General features: G+C 66.2%; 16 protein-coding genes. 11 read left to right on the forward strand and 5 right to left on the reverse strand.

Features of this window, described 5'->3' with window-relative positions; genetic code table 11:
* Positions 1 to 36 precede the first annotated feature (36 nt).
* Complete coding sequence (locus ACOYR4_RS05885; RefSeq protein ID WP_422848930.1) at positions 37 to 1,281, forward strand: urate hydroxylase PuuD; 1,245 nt, start codon at positions 37 to 39, stop codon at positions 1,279 to 1,281.
* 96 nt (positions 1,282 to 1,377) lie between these two features.
* Here ACOYR4_RS05885 and ACOYR4_RS05890 read toward each other — a convergent pair whose 3' ends face one another.
* Together ACOYR4_RS05890 and ACOYR4_RS05895 are read right to left on the reverse strand one after the other, a co-directional pair.
* On the reverse strand, positions 1,378 to 1,878 hold the full coding sequence (locus ACOYR4_RS05890; protein ID WP_422848931.1) for a type II toxin-antitoxin system VapC family toxin: 501 nt from the start codon (positions 1,876 to 1,878) through the stop codon (positions 1,378 to 1,380).
* Between the two features lie 260 nt (positions 1,879 to 2,138).
* A complete protein-coding gene (locus tag ACOYR4_RS05895; RefSeq protein WP_422848932.1) occupies positions 2,139 to 4,016 on the reverse strand; it encodes an EAL domain-containing protein in 1,878 nt (625 codons plus the stop codon).
* 101 nt (positions 4,017 to 4,117) lie between these two features.
* Here ACOYR4_RS05895 and ACOYR4_RS05900 point away from each other — a divergent pair, with 101 nt between their 5' ends.
* On the forward strand, positions 4,118 to 5,473 hold the full coding sequence (locus ACOYR4_RS05900; protein ID WP_422848933.1) for a glycerate kinase type-2 family protein: 1,356 nt from the start codon (positions 4,118 to 4,120) through the stop codon (positions 5,471 to 5,473).
* A gap of 73 nt (positions 5,474 to 5,546) precedes the next feature.
* Here ACOYR4_RS05900 and ACOYR4_RS05905 read toward each other — a convergent pair whose 3' ends face one another.
* Complete coding sequence (locus ACOYR4_RS05905; RefSeq protein ID WP_060985676.1) at positions 5,547 to 6,587, reverse strand: porin; 1,041 nt, start codon at positions 6,585 to 6,587, stop codon at positions 5,547 to 5,549.
* Between the two features lie 291 nt (positions 6,588 to 6,878).
* Between ACOYR4_RS05905 and ACOYR4_RS05910 the strand changes: the two genes are divergently transcribed.
* Together ACOYR4_RS05910 and ACOYR4_RS05915 are read left to right on the forward strand one after the other, a co-directional pair.
* Positions 6,879 to 7,502 (forward strand): Crp/Fnr family transcriptional regulator, encoded by a 624-nt coding sequence (locus tag ACOYR4_RS05910; RefSeq protein ID WP_060985679.1) that lies wholly within the window; start codon positions 6,879 to 6,881, stop codon positions 7,500 to 7,502.
* Positions 7,503 to 7,856: 354 nt separating this feature from the next.
* Entirely contained in the window at positions 7,857 to 9,983 is a 2,127-nt protein-coding gene (locus ACOYR4_RS05915) for a diguanylate cyclase domain-containing protein (protein WP_422848934.1), read from the forward strand.
* Between the two features lie 863 nt (positions 9,984 to 10,846).
* Here ACOYR4_RS05915 and xdhB read toward each other — a convergent pair.
* Positions 10,847 to 13,195, reverse strand: a complete 2,349-nt coding sequence (gene xdhB / locus ACOYR4_RS05920; RefSeq protein WP_422848935.1) for a xanthine dehydrogenase molybdopterin binding subunit — start codon at positions 13,193 to 13,195, stop codon at positions 10,847 to 10,849.
* The gene (gene xdhA, locus ACOYR4_RS05925; protein ID WP_422848936.1) at positions 13,192 to 14,703 is read right to left on the reverse strand and encodes a xanthine dehydrogenase small subunit; all 1,512 of its coding nucleotides are present in this window, start codon (positions 14,701 to 14,703) and stop codon (positions 13,192 to 13,194) included. Before xdhA ends, xdhB begins: the two co-directional genes overlap by 4 nt.
* 104 nt (positions 14,704 to 14,807) lie before the next feature.
* On the opposite strand from xdhA, the gene ACOYR4_RS05930 reads away from it, so the two are divergent.
* The 7 genes from ACOYR4_RS05930 to ACOYR4_RS05960 all read left to right on the forward strand — a co-directional run bounded on the left by ACOYR4_RS05930 (position 14,808) and on the right by ACOYR4_RS05960 (position 22,822).
* A complete protein-coding gene (locus ACOYR4_RS05930) occupies positions 14,808 to 15,740 on the forward strand; it encodes a LysR family transcriptional regulator (RefSeq protein WP_082565093.1) in 933 nt (310 codons plus the stop codon).
* A 79-nt stretch (positions 15,741 to 15,819) separates the two neighbouring features.
* Positions 15,820 to 17,406, forward strand: a complete 1,587-nt coding sequence (locus ACOYR4_RS05935) for an ABC transporter ATP-binding protein (RefSeq protein WP_422848937.1) — start codon at positions 15,820 to 15,822, stop codon at positions 17,404 to 17,406.
* Positions 17,399 to 18,472 (forward strand): ABC transporter permease, encoded by a 1,074-nt coding sequence (locus ACOYR4_RS05940; RefSeq protein WP_015012883.1) that lies wholly within the window; start codon positions 17,399 to 17,401, stop codon positions 18,470 to 18,472. The genes ACOYR4_RS05935 and ACOYR4_RS05940 overlap by 8 nt, the downstream gene beginning before the upstream one ends.
* On the forward strand, positions 18,472 to 19,392 hold the full coding sequence (locus ACOYR4_RS05945; RefSeq protein ID WP_060987493.1) for an ABC transporter permease: 921 nt from the start codon (positions 18,472 to 18,474) through the stop codon (positions 19,390 to 19,392). Before ACOYR4_RS05940 ends, ACOYR4_RS05945 begins: the two co-directional genes overlap by 1 nt.
* 109 nt (positions 19,393 to 19,501) lie before the next feature.
* Positions 19,502 to 20,668: a BMP family ABC transporter substrate-binding protein gene (locus ACOYR4_RS05950; RefSeq protein WP_422848938.1), complete on the forward strand. Its 1,167-nt coding sequence runs from the start codon at positions 19,502 to 19,504 to the stop codon at positions 20,666 to 20,668.
* A 118-nt stretch (positions 20,669 to 20,786) separates the two neighbouring features.
* A complete protein-coding gene (locus tag ACOYR4_RS05955) occupies positions 20,787 to 21,770 on the forward strand; it encodes a Rieske 2Fe-2S domain-containing protein (RefSeq protein WP_422848939.1) in 984 nt (327 codons plus the stop codon).
* Positions 21,770 to 22,822: an adenosine deaminase gene (locus ACOYR4_RS05960; RefSeq protein ID WP_422848940.1), complete on the forward strand. Its 1,053-nt coding sequence runs from the start codon at positions 21,770 to 21,772 to the stop codon at positions 22,820 to 22,822. The genes ACOYR4_RS05955 and ACOYR4_RS05960 overlap by 1 nt, the downstream gene beginning before the upstream one ends.
* The last annotated feature ends 154 nt before the right edge of the window (positions 22,823 to 22,976 follow it).

Below are 22,976 nucleotides of genomic sequence, written 5' to 3' on the forward strand. Positions count from 1 at the left end.
GCTATTGCAGCGCGTGCGCGCTGCCAAGGTTGAGATATGGAAAGCTACTTTCTCGACTGGGCCAACCTGCTTTTGCGCTGGGTCCATGTCATTACGGCCATTGCCTGGATCGGCTCGTCGTTCTATTTTGTTTTTCTGGACAGCAGCCTCACGCCGCCCGAAGACGAAGACCTCAAGAAACAAGGCGTGAGCGGCGAGCTCTGGGCCGTGCACGGCGGCGGGTTCTACCACCCGGTCAAGTTCGCGGTGTCGCCGCCGCAGTTGCCTAAGCACCTGCACTGGTTCTTCTGGGAGAGCTACAGCACCTGGATCAGCGGGTTTGCGCTGTTCACGGTGTCCTACCTCTACAGCGCCAGCACCTACCTCATCGACAAGTCGCGCATGGACTGGGCACCCGCCACGGCCATCGTGGTGGCGCTGGGCTTCTTTGTGCTGTTCTGGCTGTTGTACGACGCCATCTGCCGCATCTTCGGCCAGCGCAAGAACGGCGACGCCATCGTGGGCGCGCTGGTGCTGGTGCTGGTGTGCGTGGCCTCGTGGCTGGCCTGCCACTGGTTTGCGGGCCGTGCGGCCTTCCTGCTGGTGGGGGCGATGATCGCCACGTCCATGAGCGCCAACGTGTTCTTCTGGATCATCCCCGGCCAGCGCACCGTCATCAGCCAGATCAAGGCCGGCCAGCCCGTGGACCCGATCCACGGCAAACGCGGCAAGCAGCGCAGCGTGCACAACACCTATTTCACGCTGCCGGTGCTGTTTGCCATGCTGAGCAACCACTACAGCTTCACCTGGAGCCACCCGCAAAACTGGCTGGTGCTGATCCTGATGATGTTCGCGGGCGCGGCCATCCGTCAGTTCTTCGTGATGCGCCACGGCTACAAGCTGGGCCGCAATGGCAACCCGCTGCCGTATGCGCTGGTGGGCGTGGTCGTGATCGTGGGCGCCATTGTGTGGATGCGCCCCGCACCCGTTGCCGCTCCTGTCGCGAATGCTCCTGTTTCAGGAGCTGCCAGCGCAGATAAAACCGGCGCTAGCGGCCATAGTGACTTCAAGGCCGTGCAAGCGGTACTGGAGCAGCGCTGCTACATGTGCCACGGCGCTGCGGTGCAGATGAAGAACCTGCGGCTTGATTCGCCCGACAGCGTGAAGCAACACGCCCAGGCCATCTACCAGCAGGCTGTGGTGCAAAAGCTCATGCCCATGAACAACGCGACGGGTATTACCGACGCGGAGCGGGCGCTGATTGGGAAGTGGTTTGAGGCGGGGGCGTCTACGGGGCCGTGAGGGAGTCAAGTGCTGCGGCAGTTAGAAGCGGACGGTCAATGCTGACACTGAGTCGCGAGTGGCAGCTCGCCGACGCTTCTCGGAACTAGCAATAGGTTAGACCTCATTCGGTGGCGTCTCATCAAGCACCGACCAAACGCGCAACCCCTCGGCACGTGCAGCATTGGCCAATTCTCGATCGGCCGTAGTCAAGACCGTCTTCGACTCTCTAGCCAAGCTTGCATAGTTCCCATACTTCAGGCTCGCCAACTGAAGCGCATCTGAATAATCGAGCCCAGTGCGAATCGCTAGCTCGCGAACCAACGGATAGTAGTCACGATCGTGAAGTGCGATTTCTGGCAACGTCCGTTGCATTCCCGAATACCAAATAGTCAGCTCATGAGCTGCCGCCAAGTACTCATCTCGACTTAGAACTTTGACCCTTCGCCACTTAGTTTTCAGAACACTAAGAGCCTCATGGAAGCAAAACTCCGTCGTGTAAACGGTTGGCCGTCGATTGAAGTATTCACGAACCGCCGAAGCACCTGGGTCGTTGACGTAAAGTAGAACCAGTGCGGAAGCGTCGAAGAACTCGGCGCGAGCAAAGACTGTATTCATGAGGCCTACCGTTTGAGATGAGAGGCATGACCCGGCTTGCTGGGGCATGTCCTATCGATTGAGGGTTGGAGCGCATTGTCGGGCTCCGGACACTGCGCGGCTTGGACTGCAAGCCAGCGCGTAGCGAGTCAACCGCAGCTTCGGGCCCGAAGCGGACTTGTTTGCCCTAAGCCGTGCGGTGTCAATGACAGCCTGACGTTGAGCCAGAACACCGCTTTCTGCGTCAGCGTTGCGCCCCTCAGACGCGGTTCAAACGGTCCCTACGCCGCCAGCACATCCTGCAGCGCCCGCGTCGCGGCCAACGCCCCCAGGCTCGACTCGGTGAACCCGCCATGCAGCACCACCCCCGTGGATGCCTGCTTTGCCTCATGCTTGGCCACGGCAGCCAGGTTGGCTACTTCTTCGGCGTGCCGGAAGCGCCCGGGCGTGATGCGCACGGCACCGATGGCCAGCGTGGTGCACGGAAAGAAGCGCTGCACGCCATGCCGGTCCTCGGCCTGGATGCCGCCTGCCAGCCGTGCGCTGTCGTCGAACAGCGTGACGGCCTCGCGTGCGAACTCGTCCACGATGTTCTTGCAGCGCTGCAGCCAGTTGCTGCTCTGGAAGATCAGCATGAAGTCGTCTCCGCCCACATGGCCCACGAAGTCGCTGCGTGCGTCGCAGTGGGCCGTGGCCAGGCGCGCCACCAGGCGGATCATCTGGTCGCCGCGCCAGTAGCCGTAGTGGTCGTTGAAGGGCTTGAAGTTGTTCAGGTCCGCATAGCAGGCCACAAACTCGGTACCGCTTTCCAGCAAGCGCTGGATGTGCAGGCTGATGGGGATGTTGCCGGGCAAAAAGGTCAGCGGGTTGGCGTGGCGCGCGGCCTCGATGCGGGTCTCTGTCACGGCGCGCACCAGCTGGTCGCCGGTGCCCAGGCCCAGGTAGCGGCCGTTGTCGGTGACGATGTAGCCGTCGCTCAGGTAGCGTTGGTCCTGCGACGTGAGGATGCCCACGAGCTGGTCTACATCGCAGTCCAGCTCCACCACGCGCGGTGCCAGGTTGGCAAACGCGAGGCACGATTTGCGGCCATGCACCTCGCGGAAGTACGGCGTGGCGTAGTGGTTCATGAACTGCTGGCGGTTGATGAGGGCCACGGGGCGCGACCCGTCCACCACTGCCAGCGCGTGCAGGTCCGTGTGCTGGCGGAACAGGGCTGCCACGGCGTCGTTGTTGGTGGCGGGCGCTGCGGTGGGCGCCTGCACCACCAGCAGGCTGCGCAGGATGCCCGGGCGCGCAGTCTGGCCCAGGTGCGGCAGCACGGCTACGCGGCGGTCGTGCATGACCTCCAGCGCTGCGTCGTCCACCGCCTCGCGCGGAACCATGGCGGGGCGGCCCAGCAGCCAGCCCTGGCCCAGGGGGATGTCCAGGTCGCGCAGCGCGCGCAAGTCGTCGCGGGTTTCGATGCCTTCGGCAATGAGCTGGGTGCCGAATACGTCGGCAATGCCCTTGATGGCCTGCAGCATCTGCAGGTTTTCGGGGTGGTCGCTGATGTCGCGGATGAAGTATTTGTCGATCTTCACGAAGTCGGGTTTGACCTCGGACCACAGCCGCAGGCTGGAGCGGCCGTCGCCAAAGTCGTCCAGCGCCAGCCGCGCGCCGCAGGCGTGTACGGCCTTGATGGCCTGGCGCAGCTGGGGCATGTCGGTCACGCGTTCGTGTTCGGTGATTTCCAGCACCAGCATGCGGGCGCTCAGGCCCAGGCTGCGCACGGTGTTGCCCAGCTCGGTAGCTCCGATCAGCTGGACGCCATGCACCAGCGCATCGGCGCTGATGTTCACAAACAGCCGGCCCGGGGCGTCGTGCCGCCCCCATTGCTCCATGGCGGTGTAAACGCAGAGCAGCTCAAAGTCCTGCAGGATGCCCTCGTGCCGGGCCAGCTCCAGCAGTTTGTCGGGGGTGTGCAAGGGGGTGTTCTGGGGGCCACGTATCAGCGCCTCGTGCGCGTAGACCTGGCCCTCGCGCAGGTCGGCCAGGGGCTGGAACACGCAGTACAGCCCGCCTTCGCGCATCAGCCTCGCCAGGGGGCCGGTGCCCTGGCGGGCGGCGGGCGACAGCAGTGCCATCATCGCCTCCAGTCGGCTCCATGGGGTGTTGTGCATGGCTGTTGTGGGTCCCTGAGCAAGGGTGCCGACGATACCGGCGGCGTGTGACAACCTGGTTACAGCCGGGTGACCCGCCCCGCCGCTGCACAATGCGCGGCATGCACCCAGAAACCCAGCCAGCCAGCTCTTCCCTGCCGGATTACCGCACCCACCCCCGCGCCTTCTTGAAGGCGCTGTTTGACGCTGCCGTGCACAGCGCACAACCCCTGCACGACATGCGCCAGTGGCTGCCCCAGCCGCCCAGCCGCGAGAGCGGGGGCCGCACCCTGGTGCTGGGCGCGGGCAAGGCGGGCGGCGCCATGGCGCAGGCGCTGGAGGCCCTGTGGCCGCAGGACGCGCCCCTGTCGGGCCTGGTGGTCACCCGCTACGGGCATGTGCCGTCCCGGCCTGCGGGCGTGCCCCAGCGCATCGAGGTGGTGGAGGCCGCGCACCCCGTGCCCGATGCGGCCGGGCTGGCGGCGGCGCAGCGCATTCTGGATCTGACCCAGGGGCTGACGGAGCACGATCTGGTACTGTGCCTGATATCGGGCGGGGGCTCGTCCCTGCTGACCCTGCCCTGCGACGGGGTGACGCTGGAAGACAAGCAGCGCATCAACCGCGCCCTGCTCGACAGCGGCGCGCACATTGGCGAGATGAACTGCGTGCGCAAGCACCTCTCGCGCATCAAGGGCGGGCGCCTGGCGGCGGCCTGTGCGCCGGCGCGCGTGGTCACGCTCACCATCAGCGACGTGCCGGGCGACGACCCGTCGGTGATTGCCAGCGGCCCCACCGTGCCGGATGCGACCACCTGCGCCGATGCGCTGGCCATTCTGGCGCGCTATGGCATCGAGGTGCCCCCGGCCATTCGCACCGCGCTGGAGGCCGGCAGCCTGGAGACGCCCAAACCCGGCGACGCGCGTTTTGCCGGCCATGCCGTGCACATGATTGCCACGCCCCAGCAGGCGCTGGAGGCTGCCGCCACGCTGGCCCGTTCGGCGGGGCTGCCTGCGCATGTGCTGTCGGACGAGATGGAGGGAGAGTCGCGCGAGGTGGGCAAGGTGCATGCGGCACTGGCCCGCGCGGTGGCGCGGCGTGGCCAGCCGTTTGCGGCGCCGTGTGTGATTCTTTCGGGGGGGGAGACTACCGTCACGGTGCGTCCACGTGCGCCCGGCGTGCCCCGGGGGCGGGGCGGGCGTGCGGGGGAGTTTTGCCTGGGCCTGGCGCAGGCGCTGCAGGGCGAGCCCGCCGTGTGGGCGCTGGCGGCCGACACCGACGGCATCGACGGCAGCGAAGACAACGCGGGGGCCTTTGTGTGCCCCGACACGCTGGTGCGTGCAGGCGCAGCGGGCCTGCGCATCGACGACCACCTGGCGCGCAACGACGCCTGGGGATTTTTTGCGGGGTTGGACGACCTGCTGGTCACCGGCCCCACGCACACCAACGTGAATGATTTCCGGGTGCTACTTATTTTGTAGCTGCTCAGGCATATTGCACTGGCGCCTGGGGCTGCTGGGGCTTGAAAAACGCCCCAGGTGCTGCGTGCAGCCGTCAGAACCGGTGGCGGATGCCCACGCCGAAGCTGTTGCCCTTGGTCTGGTTGGTGATGCGGTCGTTCATGGCCATCACGTACACGTCGGTGCGCTTGGACAGGAAGTAGTCATACCCCACGGTGAAGGTCTTGCGCGAGATGTCGGTGGCCGTCATCTTGGTCTGCGCCCACGATGCCAGCACCTTGCCGGTGGCGCCTGCGGGCACCGACACGCCCAGCTGCGTGGTCTTGGCCTTGTTGGTGGTGTTGTCGGCCTTGGCCTGGCCGTAGCTGGCAAAGGCCTTCACCACGGCAAAGTCATACGCACCGCCCAGCATCCAGTCGGTCTTGGTGGTGCCCAGGTAGGTGCTGGGCACGGCGGGGTTGCTCATCTGGTCACGCTCGTAGAAGCCGGTGAGGGTGATGGGGCCGTTGAAGTACAGCGCGTTGATGCCCACGTTCTTCTTGCTGCTGTCGCCCGCGACCTCGCCAAACTGGTAGTGCAGGTTGGCGGTCAGGCCGCCCAGGTTGGGCGTGCTGTAGATGATTTCGTTGGACCAGCCGGTGTCGGACGGCGTGGTGGAACCCCAGCCCGTGCCGTTGAACAGCGGCACGTTCATGTGCAGGATCAGCGGCGCAAAGGTGAACGAGTCGCCTAGCGGGTTCGACAGGATCGACGGCAGGAAGTTGGGGGCCAGGCCGCGCCCCACGGTCACGGTGCCCCAGCTGTCGCTCAGGCCCACGTTGGCATCGCGCGAGAAGAAGGTGTCGTTGGCAAAGCGGCCCTGGATCCCGCTGTCTACCTTGATGAACGAGGTGAGTGCAAAGTTGGCCCGGAGCCCGCCGCCCAGGTCTTCAGTGCCCTTAAAACCGAACCACGACGTGGTCATGCCGCCGCTGTTGACCACCTTGCTGCTGCCGGCATCACCGGCGTTTTTCATGGAGCCCACAAACACATCGGTCAGGCCCATCAGCTGGACGGAGCTCTGGGCCTGGGCCCCGGTGGCACAAAGCAGGGCGCCACCAAGCGATAGAGACAGTGCAATCAGGTTTTTCTTCATGGAGTGATTCCTGGGGAAAAAAGCGCCGGAGGGCCGGCGGGGCAAAGGAGACGCGGCCCCTGTTGCACCGTGGTGCAGGGCGGGGCCCGCCGGTAGGGCTTCGCAAGTTCCATGCCCTGGTGCAACACCTGTTTACATCCCTGCCAGGCGCTCTCAGCGCGCATCCATGCACGTTGCTGGCGCAGTTTTCGTGTGTTTTGGCGCAAACCTGGGGCGCGCGGGGCGGGCGACATGGTGCGGTTTTGATGTGGCTCAATGCCGCAGACGCAGCCGCACGGCACAGTGGCTTCCATGCTGCCACCTAACCTTTTTTCTCTGCCCGCTGACACCGAGGTCATCGCTCCCGGCGAAGTGCTGCGCAGGCGCAATGAGGTGCTGACGACGGTGTTGCACCTCGAAAGCGGCCGTGTGCTGCGCGGTGTGCTGGACGACGGTTTCCTGCGCCACCAGCTCGGTGCTGTCGAGGGGCCATTCTGGCTCGATGCCGCGTCGGCCTTGCTGGGCCTGCCCTTGCCGGTGGACATGGTGGCCGACACCCGTGTGCATGTGCGGCGCGTGCCCATCGAGGCGTTCCAACGCAGTCTGGCCGCCATGCCGGCGGGCGCTCGCGGCCTGCTGCTGGACATGGCCCAGGGCTACCGGCAACAGTCTGAACTGGCGGTGAGCCGCCTCGCGCAGGATGCCGAATCGCGCTGCGCACAGTGGCTGCTGAACCACGCCCAGCCCGACCACAGCGGCGCCATGCAGGTCACCCTGCACCAGCGCAAACGCCTGATCGCCGCCCAGCTGGGCATTGCGCCCGAAACCTTCTCGCGTGTGCTGCGCCACCTGCGCGAGCTGGGCCTGATCCACGGCACCGGCAATGTGCTGGCACTGCCCCAGCCCCGGGCCTTGCAGTCGATGGCGGGCTGCTGACCCCGCTTGGTGGAGGCTCAGCAGCGGCCAACGGGCTGCTTGCTCCTGAGCGCTGTCACGGGCTGGTGCTCCGTTGCATTTGCTGACAAACCGGCACCTCTGAGGCGATCGGCCCTGGGGCGGCTCTTCTGCGCGGCGATGTGCGCGTGCACCGCGCTGCACGGCCCTTGCTGCGCCTCCTTTTCATCCCTGCCGCACCCCGGCGGGCTCAGGGTTTTTCCTTGGCTTTACCCAAGGGTTCCACCCAAGCCCCGGGGCACAGGCCCTGCGTATATTTGTTGGGACATGTCTGCTGCGACCCGTCCCCATGCCGAACTTTGAGTGTGCCCATCAGCCCGCAGGGGGGAAGCGTCCATGACGCCGCCGCCCGGCCCCCAGGCTGCCCCGGACCCTGCGCCGGGCTGGCTGGTGCCCGGCGCCCTGGTGCTGCGGCTGATGCTGGTGGCTGCGCTGGCGGTGGCGCTGTCGGGGGCGGTGGCCGCCTGGCTGGTCACACGGGCCTCCGGACAAGAGGCCATGCGCCGGGTGGTGAGCCAGCAGACCGACGAGGTCGAGGTGGTGGCCCGGTTGCTGGCCAGCAAGATTGAACAAAGCCAGAAGGTGCTGCGCACGGTGGCTGCTGGCATCACGCCGGCCGTGCTGGAGTCGCCCTCGTCGCTGGAATGGCTGCTGCAGCAGGGCCTGCCTGCGGTGCAGTTTTTCGACACCATGCAGGTCGCGCGCGACAACGGCGAACTGCGCCTCAATTTGCGCGCCGGCCAGATCGAAAAGGCGGCGGACCTGGACCCTGCCGAGCGCGACGCACTGCGCCGCACCCTGGTCGATGGCAAACCCCTGGTGTCCGAGCTGATCGCCGGGCGCCGGGGCGAGGCGCGGGTCATGTTCACCATGCCGCTGCACCGTGACGACGGCACCGTGATGGGGGTGGTGGCCGGGGCTTTGCGGCTGCAATCCCAAAGCCTGTTGCCACCGTCGATGACGCTGCCCGCGCGCGACGACTCGCAGCTCATCGTCTTCACCCGCGACGGCACCATCCTGTCGCACTCCGACCCCGCCCGCGTGCTGGGCCAGGTGCGTGACGAGGCGGGCCTGGCCCCCGTGTACACCCGCTGGCAGAGCCAGGCCCAGCCGGTGGTCGGGCGGGGCATGACCCATGTGCAGGCCGACCACATCGTGAGCATGGCGGGCATGCCGCTGCCGCAGTGGATCGTGGCGCGCGTGAGCCAGTCGCAGGCGCTGCTGGCACCGCTGCGCGGCGCCCAGCGCGAAGCCTGGTGGCTGGCGGTGGCCAGCATGGTGCTGTGCATGCTGCTGGCGGTGGCGCTGATGGGCTGGATGGCGCAGCCACTGGCGCAGCTGACCTTCAAGGCGCGCCAGCTGCTTCGGACCAGCGCGCGCCAGCAGCCCGCACAAGCGGTGGACTGGCCCCGCGCGGGCGGCGAGGTGGGCGAACTGGTGCGAGTGTTCCAGGGCCTGGTGCAGCAGGGCAGCCTGCAGCAGTCGCGCAAGGACACGGTGGTCGGCCAGTTCCAGGCCGTGCTGGACAGCGCCCCCGTGGGCATCGTCATCACCCGCCACGGCATGCTGGAGGTGGCGAGCCACCAGGCCTGCGTGATGCTGGGCTACACCGCGCAGGAGCTGCAGGGCCGCCCCGCGCGCATCCTGTACGCGAGCGACGCCGACTATGCGCAGGTGGGCGACCGGGTGCGGGCCGAAGTGGCGGCGCATGGTGCGTTCGACGGCGACATCTGCTTTATGCGCAAGGACGGCAGTCCCGTGTGGGCCCGCGTGCAGGGCCGGGGCGTGCGCCCCGAGGAGGTGCACGGTGGCACCGTGTGGATTCTGGAAGACATCACCGCCGCGCGCGAGGCCCAGGTGCAGCAGTCCTGGGGCCGCGCGCACGACGCGCTGACGCAGCTGTACAACCGCGCCGCGTTTGACGAGCGCCTGGGCCAGCTGATGGTCGAGCGGTCGGCCCGCCAGCGCGCTGTGGTGCCCGCTGCCGACGAGGAGGGTGGCGAGACCCAGGGCGATGGTGTGGTGCTGTTCCTCGACCTGGACCATTTCACCGTGGTCAACGACATTGCGGGCCACGACGCGGGCGACGATGTGCTGCGCCATGTGGCCCGGCTGCTGGAGTCCCATGTGCGCCAGATCGGCTGGGCGGCGCGCTTGGGGGGCGATGAGTTTGCGGTGGTGTTGCCCGGCTGTGCATTGGCACGCGGCCAGGCCGTGGCCGAGCAGTTGCGTGCGGCGGTGCATGCGTGGGAGCCTTCGTACCAGGGGCGCAGTTTTACGCTGGGGGTGAGCATCGGGCTGGTGGTGCTCGATGCCAGCTTGCAGGATGTGCCGTCGGTGCTGTACGCGGCGGACATGGCTTGTTATGACGCGAAGCGGGCGGGGCGCAACCGGGTGGAGACGCGGCATGCGAGGGATGCGTCGGTCACTTCTTCGGGGCGGATGGCTTTGGGGCCTGTTTGAAGGGTTTTTGGCTGGATGCGTTAGTGGGATATGGGGTGGTTGCTATTGATTTTGTAGTTTTTTGTCGTTGGCGCTGATTTGGGGGCATGCCTGGCTTCAGGGCGGAGGCCGGGAGTCGCCCCGGCGGGCGAGGTACTTTTCTTTGCTTCGCCAAAGAAAAGTACCCAAAAGAAAGGCGACCCCCAGTCTGCGACCCCTTCGCGGTGCGAAGGGGCAAACCTGCGTCGGGGCGTTTGCGTGGTGCGCCGTGGAACTCACTGCGCTGCGTAGCAGCTTCGTTCAGACATCCACGGCGAGTCAGTTCACGAAGCACGCGCGCTTCGACGCGCGTGCTCACCCCGCAACCGCCCCGCCGCAGGCGCAGCCAGCAGGGGGTGGACAGCCGAACATCCAAACAACCGAACAGCCGGACATCCATTCGGGCCATCGCTGCGCTCGGCTTGGCCTGCGCAGCGCGTGGCGCTTGCGCCCGCGAGTTGGGGCCGAGCGCAGCGCAGCGAAGCAAAGGCCCGTGTGGATGTTCTGTCCCCTTTGCCCCTCTGGATGCGCCGAGGAGCGCAGGGTTTGGCGGATCAGGGCTCGCGATTGTCTGAGCGAAGTGAAACGGAGCGAGTTCGAGCGAGACCCCGCCAAACCCGAGCACCGCAGGTTGCCCCGAAGCGAAGCGCAGGGGACGCAGACAGTGGGGTCGCCCTTTCTTTGGTTCCTTTCTTTCGGCGACGCGAAAGAAAGGGACTCGCATGCCGGGCGACTCCCGGCCTCCGCCCTTGAAAAAGGCATGCGGCCCAATCAGCCACCCCACCGAAAACTACAAAATCAATAGCTACCAGCGCATATCCCTTCAGCGCCAGCAGCCCAAAACATCACTCTCCCAACCGCCCCAACGCCCTGAGCACATTCTCCGCAGTCGCCGGCGCTGTCAGCACCACTGGCGCCGCCGCATCCACCCCGCTACGCCCCGCCGCCACCGCATTGCGCAGCGCCTCATACACACTGATCGCCAGCATGAACGGCGGCTCTCCCACCGCCTTGCTACCACCCACGTTGTCCTCCCGATTCGCCTCGGGCCACAGGTGGACGTTGAAGTGCTCCGGAATATCGCCCGTGGCCGGGATCTTGTACGTGCTCGGCGCGTGGGTGGCGAGGTACCCCTTGTCGTTCCACACCAGCTGCTCGGTCGTCAGCCAGCCCATGCCCTGCACAAACCCGCCCTCGATCTGGCCCACGTCGATGGCCGGGTTGATGCTGTGGCCCACGTCGTGCAGGATGTCCACCTTCAGCACGCGGCTCTCGCCGGTCAGGGTGTCGATGGCCACCTCGGTGCAGGCGGCGCCGTAGGCAAAGTAATAGAACGGCCGGCCCGTGAGGGTCGTCTTGTCGTAGTGGATCTTGGGCGTGCGGTAAAAGCCGTCGCTCCACAGCTGGATGCGGTTGGCGTACGCGGCCTGCACCACCTCTTCAAAACTGCGCACCGTTTTGGGCGAGATCACCTGGCCGCCCGCAAACCGGATCGCGCCTGCGCCGCAGCCGTCCAGGCCGCATACGAACGAGGCCAGGTTGTCGCGCACGTTGCGCGCGGCGTACTGGGCGGCGCGGCCGTTCAGGTCGGTGCCGCTGCTGGCCGCCGTGGCGCTGGCGTTGGGCACCTTGCTGGTGTCGCTGGCCGTCACCAGCACGCGGTGCAGGGGCACGCCCAGCTCGTCGGCCACGATCTGCGCCACCTTGGTGTGCAGGCCCTGGCCCATTTCGGTGCCGCCGTGGTTTACCTGCACGCTGCCGTCGGTGTACACATGCACCAGCGCACCCGCCTGGTTGAACAGCGTGGCCGTGAAGCTGATGCCGAACTTGACGGGCGTGATGGCCAGGCCGCGCTTGATGACCGCATTGCGCGCGTTCCAGTCCGCAATCTCGGCCTGGCGCTGGCGGTAGTGCGAGGTCTGCTCCAGCGTGGGCAGCAGCTCGTGCAGGATGTTGTCTTCCACCGCCATCTGGTAGTGGGTCACGTTGCGGCCGCTGCTCGCGTCCTTGCCATACAGGTTCGCCAGGCGCACGTCCTGCGCGTCCAGGCCGAGTGCACGTGCAATGTCGCCCAGGATGGCTTCGATCACGATCACGCCCTGCGGGCCGCCAAATCCGCGAAAGGCGGTGTGGCTCTGCGTGTTCGTCTTGCAGCGGTACGACGCGATCTCGACATCGCTCAGGTAATACGCGTTGTCGGCATGGAACACCGCGCGGTCGGCCACGGGGCCCGACAGGTCGGCGCTGAAGCCGCAGTTGGCGGCCATCTGCAGCTTCAGGCCCGTGATGCGGCCGGTGCCGTCAAAGCCCACGTCGTATTCGTACGCAAACGGGTGGCGCTTGCCGGTGACCATGAAGTCCTCGTCCCGGTCCAGCCGCAGCTTGATGGGGCGGCCCAGCTTGTTCGCGGCCACGGCGGCCCAGACGGCCAGGTGCCCGGCCTGCGTCTCCTTGCCGCCAAAGCCACCGCCCATGCGGCGGCATTCCACCTTGACCGCGTGGTTGTCGATGCCCAGCGCGTGCGCCACCCAGTGCTGCACCTCGCCGGGGTGCTGCGTGCTGGAGTAGATCCACCATTGCTTTTGCTCCAGCGGCATGGCGTAGGCGATCTGGCCTTCCAGATAAAAATGCTCCTGGCCGCCGACTTCAAACGCTCCCTGCATGCGGTGCGCCGATTGCGCGAGGCCTGTGGCGGCATCGCCCCGGCGCACAAACACCGGCGGCAGCACATAGCTTTGCGCCTTCAGCGCGTCCTGCACCGTCAGCACGGCGGGCTGGGGGGAGATGTCGAGCTTCACGGCCCGCACCGCGCGGCGCGCCTGCATGACCGAGTCGGCCACCACCAGGCCGACCACCTGGCCGACGAACTGCACGCTGTCCAGCGCAAACACGGGCTCGTCGTGCCCGAACGCGGCCAGGATCTTGTCGCCGGGCACATCGCTGGCCAGCACCACGCCGCGCACGCCGGGCAGGGCCAGTGCGGCGGTGGCATCCACACTGTTCAGGGTGCCGTGGGCCACGGTCGAGAGGATGGGCGCGGCATACAGCGTGCCCTTCACTTCCGGCAGGTCGTCGATGTAGTGCGCGGCGCCCGCCACCTGGGCGCGGGCGCTTTCGTGGATGTGCGACTGGCCCATGGCGGTGCGGGCGGGCGCGGGCAGGGCGGTTTCGGCGATGGTGTGGGGGGCGTTCATACGGCGGCCTCCAGCGTCAAAGTGTCCAGGCTGACCGAGGGCTGGCCCTGGGTCTCCAGCCAGTAGCGCTGCAGCAAGCTGCCCAGCACCTGGCGGCGGTAGGCGCCACTGGCGCGCATGTCGGAGATGGGGCTGAACTCGGCCTGCAGCGCCGCAGCGGCGCGCTGCGCGGTGGCCTTGGTCCAGGGCTGGCCGGTCAGTGCTGCCTCGGTCTGCCGGGCGCGGGCCGGGGTGGCGGCCACGCCGCCTGCACCAATGCTGGCGCGCTGCACGGCACCGCCGGCGATGTCGAGGTTGACTACCAGGCAGACGGCGGAGATGTCGTCGTCAAAGCGTTTCGAAATCTTGTAGGCCCGAAGCTGTTCGTGCGCCGAGGGGCGGGGCACCACAATGCGCACCAGCAGCTCATCCGGCGCCATCACGTTCTGCCGGTAGCCCGTGTACAGGTCTTCCAGCGGCAGCTGGCGCTCGCCCCGGGCCTGGCTGGCCAGCACCACCTGGGCGCGCAGCGCGATCAAGAGGGGCATGGAGTCGCCAATGGGCGAGCCGTTGGCCACATTGCCGCCCAGCGTGCCCGAGTTGCGCACGGGCAGCCCCGCAAACCGCGTGGCAAATCGGTGCAGCTGCGGCCACTGCGCAGTGAGGGCCGCAAACGCGTCGGTCAGCGTGACGGCGGCGCCGATGTGGATGGCGTCGGGGTGCTGCACCACCTGCCGCAGCTCGGCCGCGCGGGTCACGTCCAGCACCTGGGCGTACTGCTTGTGCTGCTTGGTCACCCACAGCCCCACGTCGGTACAGCCCGCCGCCACCTGGGCACCCGGGTGGGCGGCGCGTGCTGCCAGCAGCTCTGGGAGGGTGGAGGGCGCGATATAGGCCGAATCGGCCGCATGCGCTAGTGCATCATGCCTCAGCAGCTTCAATTTTTGTAGCACTTCGGATTCATTGACCGCCATGCCGGGCAGTGACGCCATCTGCTGGGCGGCATCGAGGATGGGGCGGTAGCCGGTGCAGCGGCACAGGTTGCCCGAGAGTTCTTCTTGCGCCAGTTCGCGGGTGATGGGTTGGCCGTGGCAGACGTGGTTCTGGTACATGCCGAACAGGCTCATCACAAAGCCTGGGGTGCAGAAGCCGCACTGCGAGCCGTGGCACTGGACCATAGCCTCCTGTGCGGGATGGAGCGTGATGGTTTGCTGTGCAGCGGGCGCTGTGTCGCCCACGGGCTGGATCAGCGGATCTTCCGCCAGGTCTTCCACGGTCCACAGTGCCATGCCATCCACCGAATGGGCCAGGCGGATGCAGCTGTTCACGGCGCTGTAGTGCAGCTGGCCATCACGTTCTTCGCCCAGCACCACGGTGCAGGCGCCGCAGTCGCCTTCGCCGCAGCCCTCCTTGGTGCCGGTGCAGCCCAGGTCTTCGCGCAGCACCTCCAGCAGGGTGCGGTCGGGTGGTACATTGCCCAGCGCCACGGGCTGGCCTCGGCGCAGGAATTGCAAGGGTCTTGTTGTCATGACAAACGCCACTTCGATCTTGGATGGAAAGGTTCAGCAGAGGGTAGAACGCAGTACCGCTACCGGCATATGCGCAAGCTTATGGCACCCATGCCCACATCGCTATGAGAGACCACGCCCTTTTCGACAAGATAGACCTCCATCTCATAAGGGTCTTGCACACCGTGCTCACAGAACGCAGCGTATCGAGGGCCGCCGTCCGCCTGGGCATGCACCAGCCGGCGGTGTCGGCTGCGTTGAAAAGGCTGCGCGACCTGTCGGGCGACCCGCTGCTGGTGCGCTCCGGAGCCAGCATGATGCCCACCGACGCCGCGCTGCGCATGGTGGAGCCCGCCGGGGCTATCCTGCGTGCGGCGGAGGCCCTGTTTTCGGATGCGCGTGGGTTTGACCCGCGCACGGCCACCCGCACCTTCCGCGTGGCGGCCAGCGATTACCTCGACCCGCTCTTTCTGCCCCAGCTCGTGGCCCGCATCAAGGTCGAGGCGCCCCTGTGCCCCATCGAAATCCTGCCCCTGTCGGCCGACACGCACTACCACGCACACCTGGCGCAGGGTGAGGTCGATGTGGTGATCGGCAACTGGCCCCAGCCGCCGGACGACCTGCACATGGGCCGCCTGTTTGGCGATGAGGTGGTGTGCCTGGTCAGCAGGGACCACCCCGCCGTGCGGCGCGGCTGGGACGTGGAGAGCTGGCTGGCCGCCGAGCACATCGCCCCCACGCCCACCCACCCCGGCGCGCGCGGCGTGATCGACGCCCACCTGGACAGCCTGGGCATGCAGCGCCACATCACGGCGCGCTGCGCACATTTCAGCCTCATCCCCAGCATCGTGGCATCGAGCTTGCTTGTGCTGACCACGGGTCGCCAGTATTGCGAGCGGTATGTGGACCAGCTGCCACTGGCCATCCTGCCGTGCCCGGTGCCCTTCCCCCGGCTCATGTACTACCAGCTGTGGCATGCCCGCACGCACCACTCGGCGGCGGCCGCCTGGCTGCGAGATTGCGTGAAAACCGTGGCTGCTTCGCTACGAAAAGAATAGCTGCTTGGGCATGCTGAACAAGCGCCATGAGGTATTTTCATTCTTATAACAAGTTGTAAAACTGAGAGACAATCCCCGCATGAGTTCTCCCCCCAATCCTTCAGCGCCTGGTGCGGCGCCGCCACGGCTGCAGCTGGTGGGCATCACCAAGCGCTACCCGGCCGTGGTGGCCAACAGCGGCGTGTCGCTCACGGTGCTGCCGGGTGAAATCCACGCCGTGCTGGGCGAAAACGGCGCGGGCAAGTCCACGCTGATGAAAATCATCTACGGCTCGGTCAAGCCCGACGAAGGCAGCGTGTTCTTCAACGGCCAGGCCGTGCAGGTGCGGAATCCGCAAGAAGCGCGGGCCCTGGGCATTGCCATGGTGTTCCAGCACTTCAGCCTGTTCGACACCCTAACCGTGGCCGAGAACGTGTGGCTGGGCCTGGACAAGAGCCTGACGCTGGCCGAAGTGACCGGCCGCATCACCGCCAAGGCCGCCGAATACGGCCTCGACATCGACCCCCTGCGCCCCGTGCATACGCTGAGCGTGGGCGAGATGCAGCGCGTGGAAATCATCCGCGCGCTGCTCACCAACCCCAAGGTGCTGATCCTGGATGAGCCCACCTCGGTGCTCACGCCCCAGGCGGTCGAAAAGCTCTTTGTGGTGCTGAGCAAGCTCGCCAGCGAGGGCTGCAGCATTCTCTACATCAGCCACAAGCTGCATGAGATCCGCGCGCTGTGCACCGCCTGCACCGTGCTGCGGGGTGGCAAGGTCACGGGCGTGTGCAACCCGGCCGAAGAATCCAATGCCTCCCTGTCGCGCCTGATGATCGGCGCCGAGCCGCCTGCGCTGGAGCACCGCGCGGTGCAGACCGGTGCCACGGTGCTGCGCGTGCAGGGCCTGTCGCTGCCGCGTGCCGACCAGTTTGGCGTGGACCTGATCGACCTGCAGTTCGAGGTGAAGGCGGGCGAGGTGGTGGGCATTGCCGGTGTGTCGGGCAACGGGCAAAAAGAGCTGCTCTACGCGCTGTCGGGCGAAGACCAGCGCGCCGAGCCGGCCAGCATCCAGGTGACGGGCCAGAACGCGGGCCGCATGGGCCCGGGCCAGCGCCGTGCTTTGGGCCTGCACTTTGTGCCTGAAGAGCGCCTGGGCCGGGGTGCTGTGCCCACCATGGGGCTCGCGCACAACCTGTTGCTCACCCGCACCAATTCGGTCAGCGGCAGTGGCTGGATCAAGGTGGGGGCGCTGCAAAAACATGCAGCGGACATCATTGCCCGCTTCAATGTGAAGGCGGGCGGCCCCAATGCAGCGGCCAAGTCGCTGTCGGGCGGCAACCTGCAAAAGTTCATCGTGGGGCGGGAAATCGACGCCAACCCGAAGCTGCTCATCGTCTCGCAACCCACCTGGGGTGTGGACGTGGGGGCGGCGGCGCAGATTCGCGGCTCCATCCTGGCGCTGCGCGATGCGGGCTGTGCGGTGCTGGTGGTGAGTGAGGAGCTGGACGAATTGTTTGAAATCTGCGACCGGCTGCATGTGGTGGCCAAGGGGCACCTGTCGCCCTCGGTGCCCCGCGCCGAGGCCACGGTGGAGCGCATTGGCGAATGGATGAGCGGCCTGTGGCATGCCGATGTCCAAGCGCACCTCGCACAACAGGCCAAGGCAGGGGAGGTGCAGCATGCTTAAGCTGGAACCACGCCCCCAGGCTTCCAAGCTCTGGACCTATGGCTCGCCGCTGCTGGCGCTGGCCTTTACCGTGCTGATCGGTGTGGCCTTGTTCATTGCGCTGGGCAAAGACCCGGTGCGCGGGCTGCAGGTGTTCTTCTGGGAGCCCATCAAGACGCAGTACGCCATTGGCGAACTCATGGTCAAGGCCACGCCACTGTTGCTGATTGCGCTGGGGCTGGCCGTGTGTTTCCGCTCCAACGTGTGGAACATCGGTGCCGAAGGCCAGTTTGTCATCGGCGCCGTGGTGGCGGGTGGCGTGGCGCTGCTGGCCGACAAGACCACGGGCCCCTGGATCGTGCCCGCCATCCTGCTCGCCGGGGTGCTGGGTGGCATGGTCTGGGCGGGGCTCACGGCGCTGCTGCGAGACAAGTTCAATGCCAATGAAATCCTGGTGAGCCTGATGCTCGTCTATGTGGCCACGCTGGTGCTGGGCTACCTGGTCTATGGCCCGTGGAAGGACCCCATGGGCTACAACTTTCCGCAGACCAAGACGTTCGAGAAGGTCACGCAGATCCCGCGCCTGATGCAGGGCTCGCGCGTGTCCATCGGGTTGCTGCTGGCGCTCGCAGGCGCCGGGGCCTTGTGGGTGTTCCTGTTCCGCACCCGGGCGGGCTTTGCCCAGCAGGTGGGCGGGCTGGCACCGGCAGCGGCGCGTTATGCGGGCTTTTCGTCGCGCCGCGCGCTGTGGACGGCATTGCTGATTTCGGGTGGTGCCGCCGGTTTGGCGGGTGCGCTGGAGGTGGCCGGGCCCATCGGTCAACTCACGCCCTATGTGCCGGCAGGCTATGGTTTTGCGGCCATCATCGTGGCCTTTGTGGGGCGGCTGCACCCCGTCGGAATGATTCTTTCCGCCATTCTCATGAGCATGTTCTACATCGGCGGTGAACTGGCGCAGTCGCGCCTGGGCCTGCCCAAGTCGCTCACCGGCGTGTTCCAGGGCCTGCTGCTGTTCACGCTGCTGGCCTGTGACACATTGATTGCCTATCGCATCCGCTGGGTGGGCACCAGAAAGGTGGTGGCCTGATGGAATCGTACGCACTCCTCATCGGCGCCACACTCAGTGCGGGCACCGTGCTGGCCATCGCGGCCCTGGGCCTGCTCATCAACGAGAAGGCGGGCATCGTCAACCTGGGCGCCGAGGGCATGATGCTCTGCGCCGCCATTGCCGGGTTTGCCACGGTGGTGCACACCGGCAATACCTGGCTGGGCTTTGCTGCAGGCATGGCGGCCGGTGCCGTGCTGGCCGCCATCTTTGGCGTGCTGGTGATCTGGCTCAACACCAACCAGTACGCCACGGGCTTGGCGCTCAGCCTCTTCGGTGTGGGCTTTTCGGCGTTTGCGGGCATCAGCTACGTGCAGGCCAAGCTGCCCGAGTTGCCCAAGTACGCCATTCCGGTGCTTGGCGATGTGCCGCTGCTAGGCCCCGCGCTGTTCCGCCAGCATCCGCTGGTGTACCTCACCATGCTGCTGGTGGCGGGGTTGATCTGGTTCCTGTACCGCTCGCGCGCCGGGCTGGTGCTGCGGTCGGTGGGCGAGTCGCCCGAGTCGGCGCACGCGCTGGGCTACCCGGTGCGGCGCATCCGGCTGGCGGCCGTGGTGGTGGGCGGTGCCCTGTGCGGGCTGGCCGGGGCTTACATCTCCACCGTCTACACCCCGCTGTGGGTCGAGGGCATGGTGGCCGGGCGCGGCTGGATCGCGCTGGCACTCACCACCTTTGCCACCTGGCGTCCGGCACGGGTGTTGCTTGGTGCTTATTTGTTTGGTGGCGTGACCATGCTGCAGTTCCATTTGCAGGCCACGGGCGTGCAGGTGGCCAGCCAGTTGCTGAGCATGCTGCCGTACGTGGCCACCATCGTGGTGCTGGCGTTGATCTCGCGCAATCCGACCTGGATTCGCATCAACATGCCGGCATCGTTGGGCAAACCGTTTTATCCGGGCTCGTGATAGGGATTGCGCGCGCGAAAATCTGGTTACCCTGCGGTAGATCGCACCATAATTGATAGTTTCGTCCCCCAACCTTTGCAAGTCTTACTTCTTCGATAAGGAAACCGACATGACTGATCTGCAGAAACGCTCCATGCTCAAGGTGGCAGCGCTCTCCGCTGTGGCCGCTGCCGCCCTCGTGGGTTGTGGCAAGAAGGAAGAACCGGCACCGGCCCCCGCGCCTGCACCGGCCCCTGCCGCAGAAGCACCGGCCCCCAAGCCCGAGCCACTGAAGATTGCGTTTGCCTATGTCGGCCCTGTGGGCGACGGCGGTTGGTCGTTTGCACACGACAACGGTCGCAAGGCCATCGAGAAGGAATTTGGCGACAAGGTCGTGACGAGCTTTGTGGAAAGCGTGCCCGAGTCCGCTGACGCCGAGCGCGTGCTGCGCGACCTGGCCGGCCAGGGCAACAAGCTGATCTTCGGCACCACCTTCGGCTACATGGAGTCCATGCTCAAGGTGGCGGAAGACAACAAGGGCGTGAAGTTCGAGCACGCCACCGGCTACAAAACGGCCGAGAACCTGCGCACCTACGACAGCCGCACCTACGAAGGCGCGTACATGGCTGGCATCATCGCAGGCGCCATGACCAAGTCCAACACGCTGGGCGTGGTGGGCTCGGTGCCGATTCCTGAAGTGATCCGCAACATCAACAGCTTCACGCTGGGTGCGCAGTCGGTCAACCCCAAGATCAAGACCAAGGTGGTGTGGGTGAACGAATGGTTCAGCCCACCGAAGGAAACCGAAGCGGCAACCAGCCTGATCAACGGCGGCGCTGACATCCTGTTCCAGAACACTGACTCTCCCGCCGTGCTCAAGACTGCTCAAGAGAAGGGCAAGCGCGCCTTCGGCTGGGACAGCGACATGACTGCCTATGGTCCCAAGGCCCACCTGGCATCGGCTGTCATCAACTGGGGCCCGTACTACGTCAAGGCCACCAAGGACGTGCTGGACGGCACCTGGGCTTCGGGCCAAAGCTGGTGGGGCGTGAAGGAAGGCGCGATCGACATCGTCTCCATCGCTGAAGACGTGCCTGCCGAAACCAAGACCAAGGTGGAAGAAGTGAAGAAGGGCCTGGCCGACGGCAGCTTCAGCATCTGGAAGGGCCCCATCATGGGTCAGGACGGCAAGCCCGTGCTGGAAAAGGACGCCGTGGCCGACGACAAATTCCTGGGCGGCATCAACTTCTACGTCAAGGGCGTGGAAGGCAAGATCCCCGGCGGCGACAAGAAGTAATTTGCACCGCGTTCATCAGCAGCTCTTGCGGGCTGCTGTGACAAAGGGCCGCCCTGGGGTGGCCCTTTTGTTTTGCAGGGGCCTTTTGCGGTCCGTGGCTTTTTGAGGAGCAAGGACGATGGTGGAATCAACGTTGTGGCACCCGGTAGCCCTGTCAGAGGCCGTGGCTGCGCAGGCACCGCTGGCCGTGCAATTGCTGGAACAACCCGTGGTGTTGTGGCGCGACAGCGGAGGCGCTGTGCACGCGCTGGCCGACCAGTGCCCGCACCGGGGCGCCCGCCTGTCGCTGGGCCGCGTCACGCCCCAGGGCCAGTTGGAGTGCCCCTACCATGGCTGGCAGTTTGCGGCCGGCGGGCAGTGCACGCATGTGCCCGCACTGCCCAGCTTTGTGCCTCCGGCCACCCACTGCGCTAGGCACTTTGAGACGCAGGAGGCTTATGGCATGGTCTGGGTTCGCATCGCACCGGGTGAGCAGGGGCTGCCTGTGTTTGCGGCGGAAGGGGACGCCCGCCTGCGCAAGCTCAACTGCGGTCCTTACGATGTGGCGGCCAGCGCGCCGCGCATCATCGAAAATTTTCTGGACATGTCGCATTTCGGCTTTGTGCACGAAGGCTGGCTGGGCAGCCGCGAAGCGACGGCCATCGACGACTACCGCGTGGAGCCCACGCCCACGGGCGTGCTGGCCACGGGCTGCAAGGCCTGGCAACCGCAATCCAACCTGCATTCCACGGCGGCCGCCCAGGTCGAATACACCTACGAAGTCACGGCGCCCTATGCAGCCGTGCTGACCAAGGTGCCCGAGGCGGGCACCACGGCGGTGGAGGGCTGGCGTGAATCCATAGCCCTGTTTATCTGCCCGGTAACGCCCGTGCGCAGCCGGGTGTGGTTCCGGCTGGCGGTGGCGGATTTTGATTCGCCGGACGAGAAGCTGCAGGCCTTCCAGCACACCATCTTCACGCAGGACCAGCCCGTGCTGGAGTCGCAGATGCCACAGTGCCTGCCACTCGACCTGCGCGCGGAGTTGCATACCGCTGCCGACAAGGCATCATCTGCTTACCGCCGCTTTCTGCGCCAGAGTGGCATCACCTTTGGAGTCTGCTGATGTTCAAGATCCCCCCCATCTCCGCCGAGCGCCTGCCCAGCCTGCTGCGTGCCATGCCCAAGGCCGAGCTGCACATCCACATCGAGGGCTCGCTGGAGCCTGAGCTGATCTTTGCGCTGGCGCAGCGCAACGGGCTGACGCTGCCCTATGCCAGTGTGGACGCCTTGCGTAGCGCCTATGCGTTCACCAACCTGCAGAGCTTTCTGGACATCTACTACGCGGGCGCCAGCGTGCTGCTGCATGAGCAGGACTTCTACGACATGGCGCGCGCCTACCTGGGCCGCGCGGCGCGCGACAACGTGCTGCACGCCGAACTCTTCTTCGACCCGCAGACTCATACCGCACGCGGCGTGCCCGTGGAGACCGTCATCAACGGTCTGCACCGCGCCTGCGAGGACGCCCGCGCCGAACTGGGCATCAGCGCCACGCTGATTTTGTGCTTCCTGCGCCACCTGAGCGAGGGGTCGGCGTTTGAGACGCTGGAGCAGGCCATGCCGCTGCTCGACAAGATCGTGGGTGTGGGGCTCGATTCCAGCGAACTGGGCCATCCCCCCGAAAAGTTTGCCCGCGTGTTTGCCCGCTGCCGCGAGCTGGGCCTGCACCTGGTTGCCCATGCGGGAGAGGAGGGCCCTCCCGCCTACATCTGGAGCGCGCTCGATGTGCTCAAGGTCGAGCGCATCGACCACGGCGTGCAGGCCGTGCACGACGCGGCGCTGATGCAGCGCCTGGCGCAAGACCGCATTGCGCTCACGGTGTGCCCGCTGTCCAACCAGAAGCTGTGTGTGTTCCCCAATCTGGCAGATCACAACCTGGGCAAGCTGCTCGACGCTGGGCTGGCCGCCACGGTCAATTCAGACGACCCGGCCTACTTTGGGGGCTACATCAACGAGAACTTTACCCAGGTGTTTGCGGCCACGGGCCTCACGGCCAAACATGCCTACCAGTTGGCGTTCAACAGCTTTGAAGCCAGCTTTGCAGGCAATGCCGACAAGCGGGTGTGGGAGCACAAGCTCAAGGAGGCGTTTGAGCGGTGCGTGGAGCACGATTACTGAGGTGGGCGTAGCCCGCACGGACGGCCTGTCGCACGTGCGGCAGGGGACTGATCTGGGTAAACCCTTAAAATAGTAAGCATTCGTTCGAATTGCGTCCGGCCCAGGCCCACGGGGTGATCCACCACCATGGCCCTTACCCTGCGCCCCTTGAGAC

The sequence above is a fragment of the Acidovorax sp. M14 genome (genome assembly GCF_049331375.1).
Lineage (GTDB): Bacteria > Pseudomonadota > Gammaproteobacteria > Burkholderiales > Burkholderiaceae_C > Acidovorax.

What these genes read in the sequence shown, in the direction of transcription:
- ACOYR4_RS05885 (WP_422848930.1), top strand. Translation starts at nt 37, where the DNA reads ATGGAAAGCTACTTTCTCGACTGGGCCAACCTGCTTTTGCGCTGGGTC.
- ACOYR4_RS05890 (WP_422848931.1), bottom strand. Translation starts at nt 1,878, where the DNA reads ATGAATACAGTCTTTGCTCGCGCCGAGTTCTTCGACGCTTCCGCACTG.
- ACOYR4_RS05895 (WP_422848932.1), bottom strand. Translation starts at nt 4,016, where the DNA reads ATGCACAACACCCCATGGAGCCGACTGGAGGCGATGATGGCACTGCTG.
- ACOYR4_RS05900 (WP_422848933.1), top strand. Translation starts at nt 4,118, where the DNA reads ATGCACCCAGAAACCCAGCCAGCCAGCTCTTCCCTGCCGGATTACCGC.
- ACOYR4_RS05905 (WP_060985676.1), bottom strand. Translation starts at nt 6,587, where the DNA reads ATGAAGAAAAACCTGATTGCACTGTCTCTATCGCTTGGTGGCGCCCTG.
- ACOYR4_RS05910 (WP_060985679.1), top strand. Translation starts at nt 6,879, where the DNA reads ATGCTGCCACCTAACCTTTTTTCTCTGCCCGCTGACACCGAGGTCATC.
- ACOYR4_RS05915 (WP_422848934.1), top strand. Translation starts at nt 7,857, where the DNA reads ATGACGCCGCCGCCCGGCCCCCAGGCTGCCCCGGACCCTGCGCCGGGC.
- xdhB (WP_422848935.1), bottom strand. Translation starts at nt 13,195, where the DNA reads ATGAACGCCCCCCACACCATCGCCGAAACCGCCCTGCCCGCGCCCGCC.
- xdhA (WP_422848936.1), bottom strand. Translation starts at nt 14,703, where the DNA reads ATGACAACAAGACCCTTGCAATTCCTGCGCCGAGGCCAGCCCGTGGCG.
- ACOYR4_RS05930 (WP_082565093.1), top strand. Translation starts at nt 14,808, where the DNA reads ATGAGAGACCACGCCCTTTTCGACAAGATAGACCTCCATCTCATAAGG.
- ACOYR4_RS05935 (WP_422848937.1), top strand. Translation starts at nt 15,820, where the DNA reads ATGAGTTCTCCCCCCAATCCTTCAGCGCCTGGTGCGGCGCCGCCACGG.
- ACOYR4_RS05940 (WP_015012883.1), top strand. Translation starts at nt 17,399, where the DNA reads ATGCTTAAGCTGGAACCACGCCCCCAGGCTTCCAAGCTCTGGACCTAT.
- ACOYR4_RS05945 (WP_060987493.1), top strand. Translation starts at nt 18,472, where the DNA reads ATGGAATCGTACGCACTCCTCATCGGCGCCACACTCAGTGCGGGCACC.
- ACOYR4_RS05950 (WP_422848938.1), top strand. Translation starts at nt 19,502, where the DNA reads ATGACTGATCTGCAGAAACGCTCCATGCTCAAGGTGGCAGCGCTCTCC.
- ACOYR4_RS05955 (WP_422848939.1), top strand. Translation starts at nt 20,787, where the DNA reads ATGGTGGAATCAACGTTGTGGCACCCGGTAGCCCTGTCAGAGGCCGTG.
- ACOYR4_RS05960 (WP_422848940.1), top strand. Translation starts at nt 21,770, where the DNA reads ATGTTCAAGATCCCCCCCATCTCCGCCGAGCGCCTGCCCAGCCTGCTG.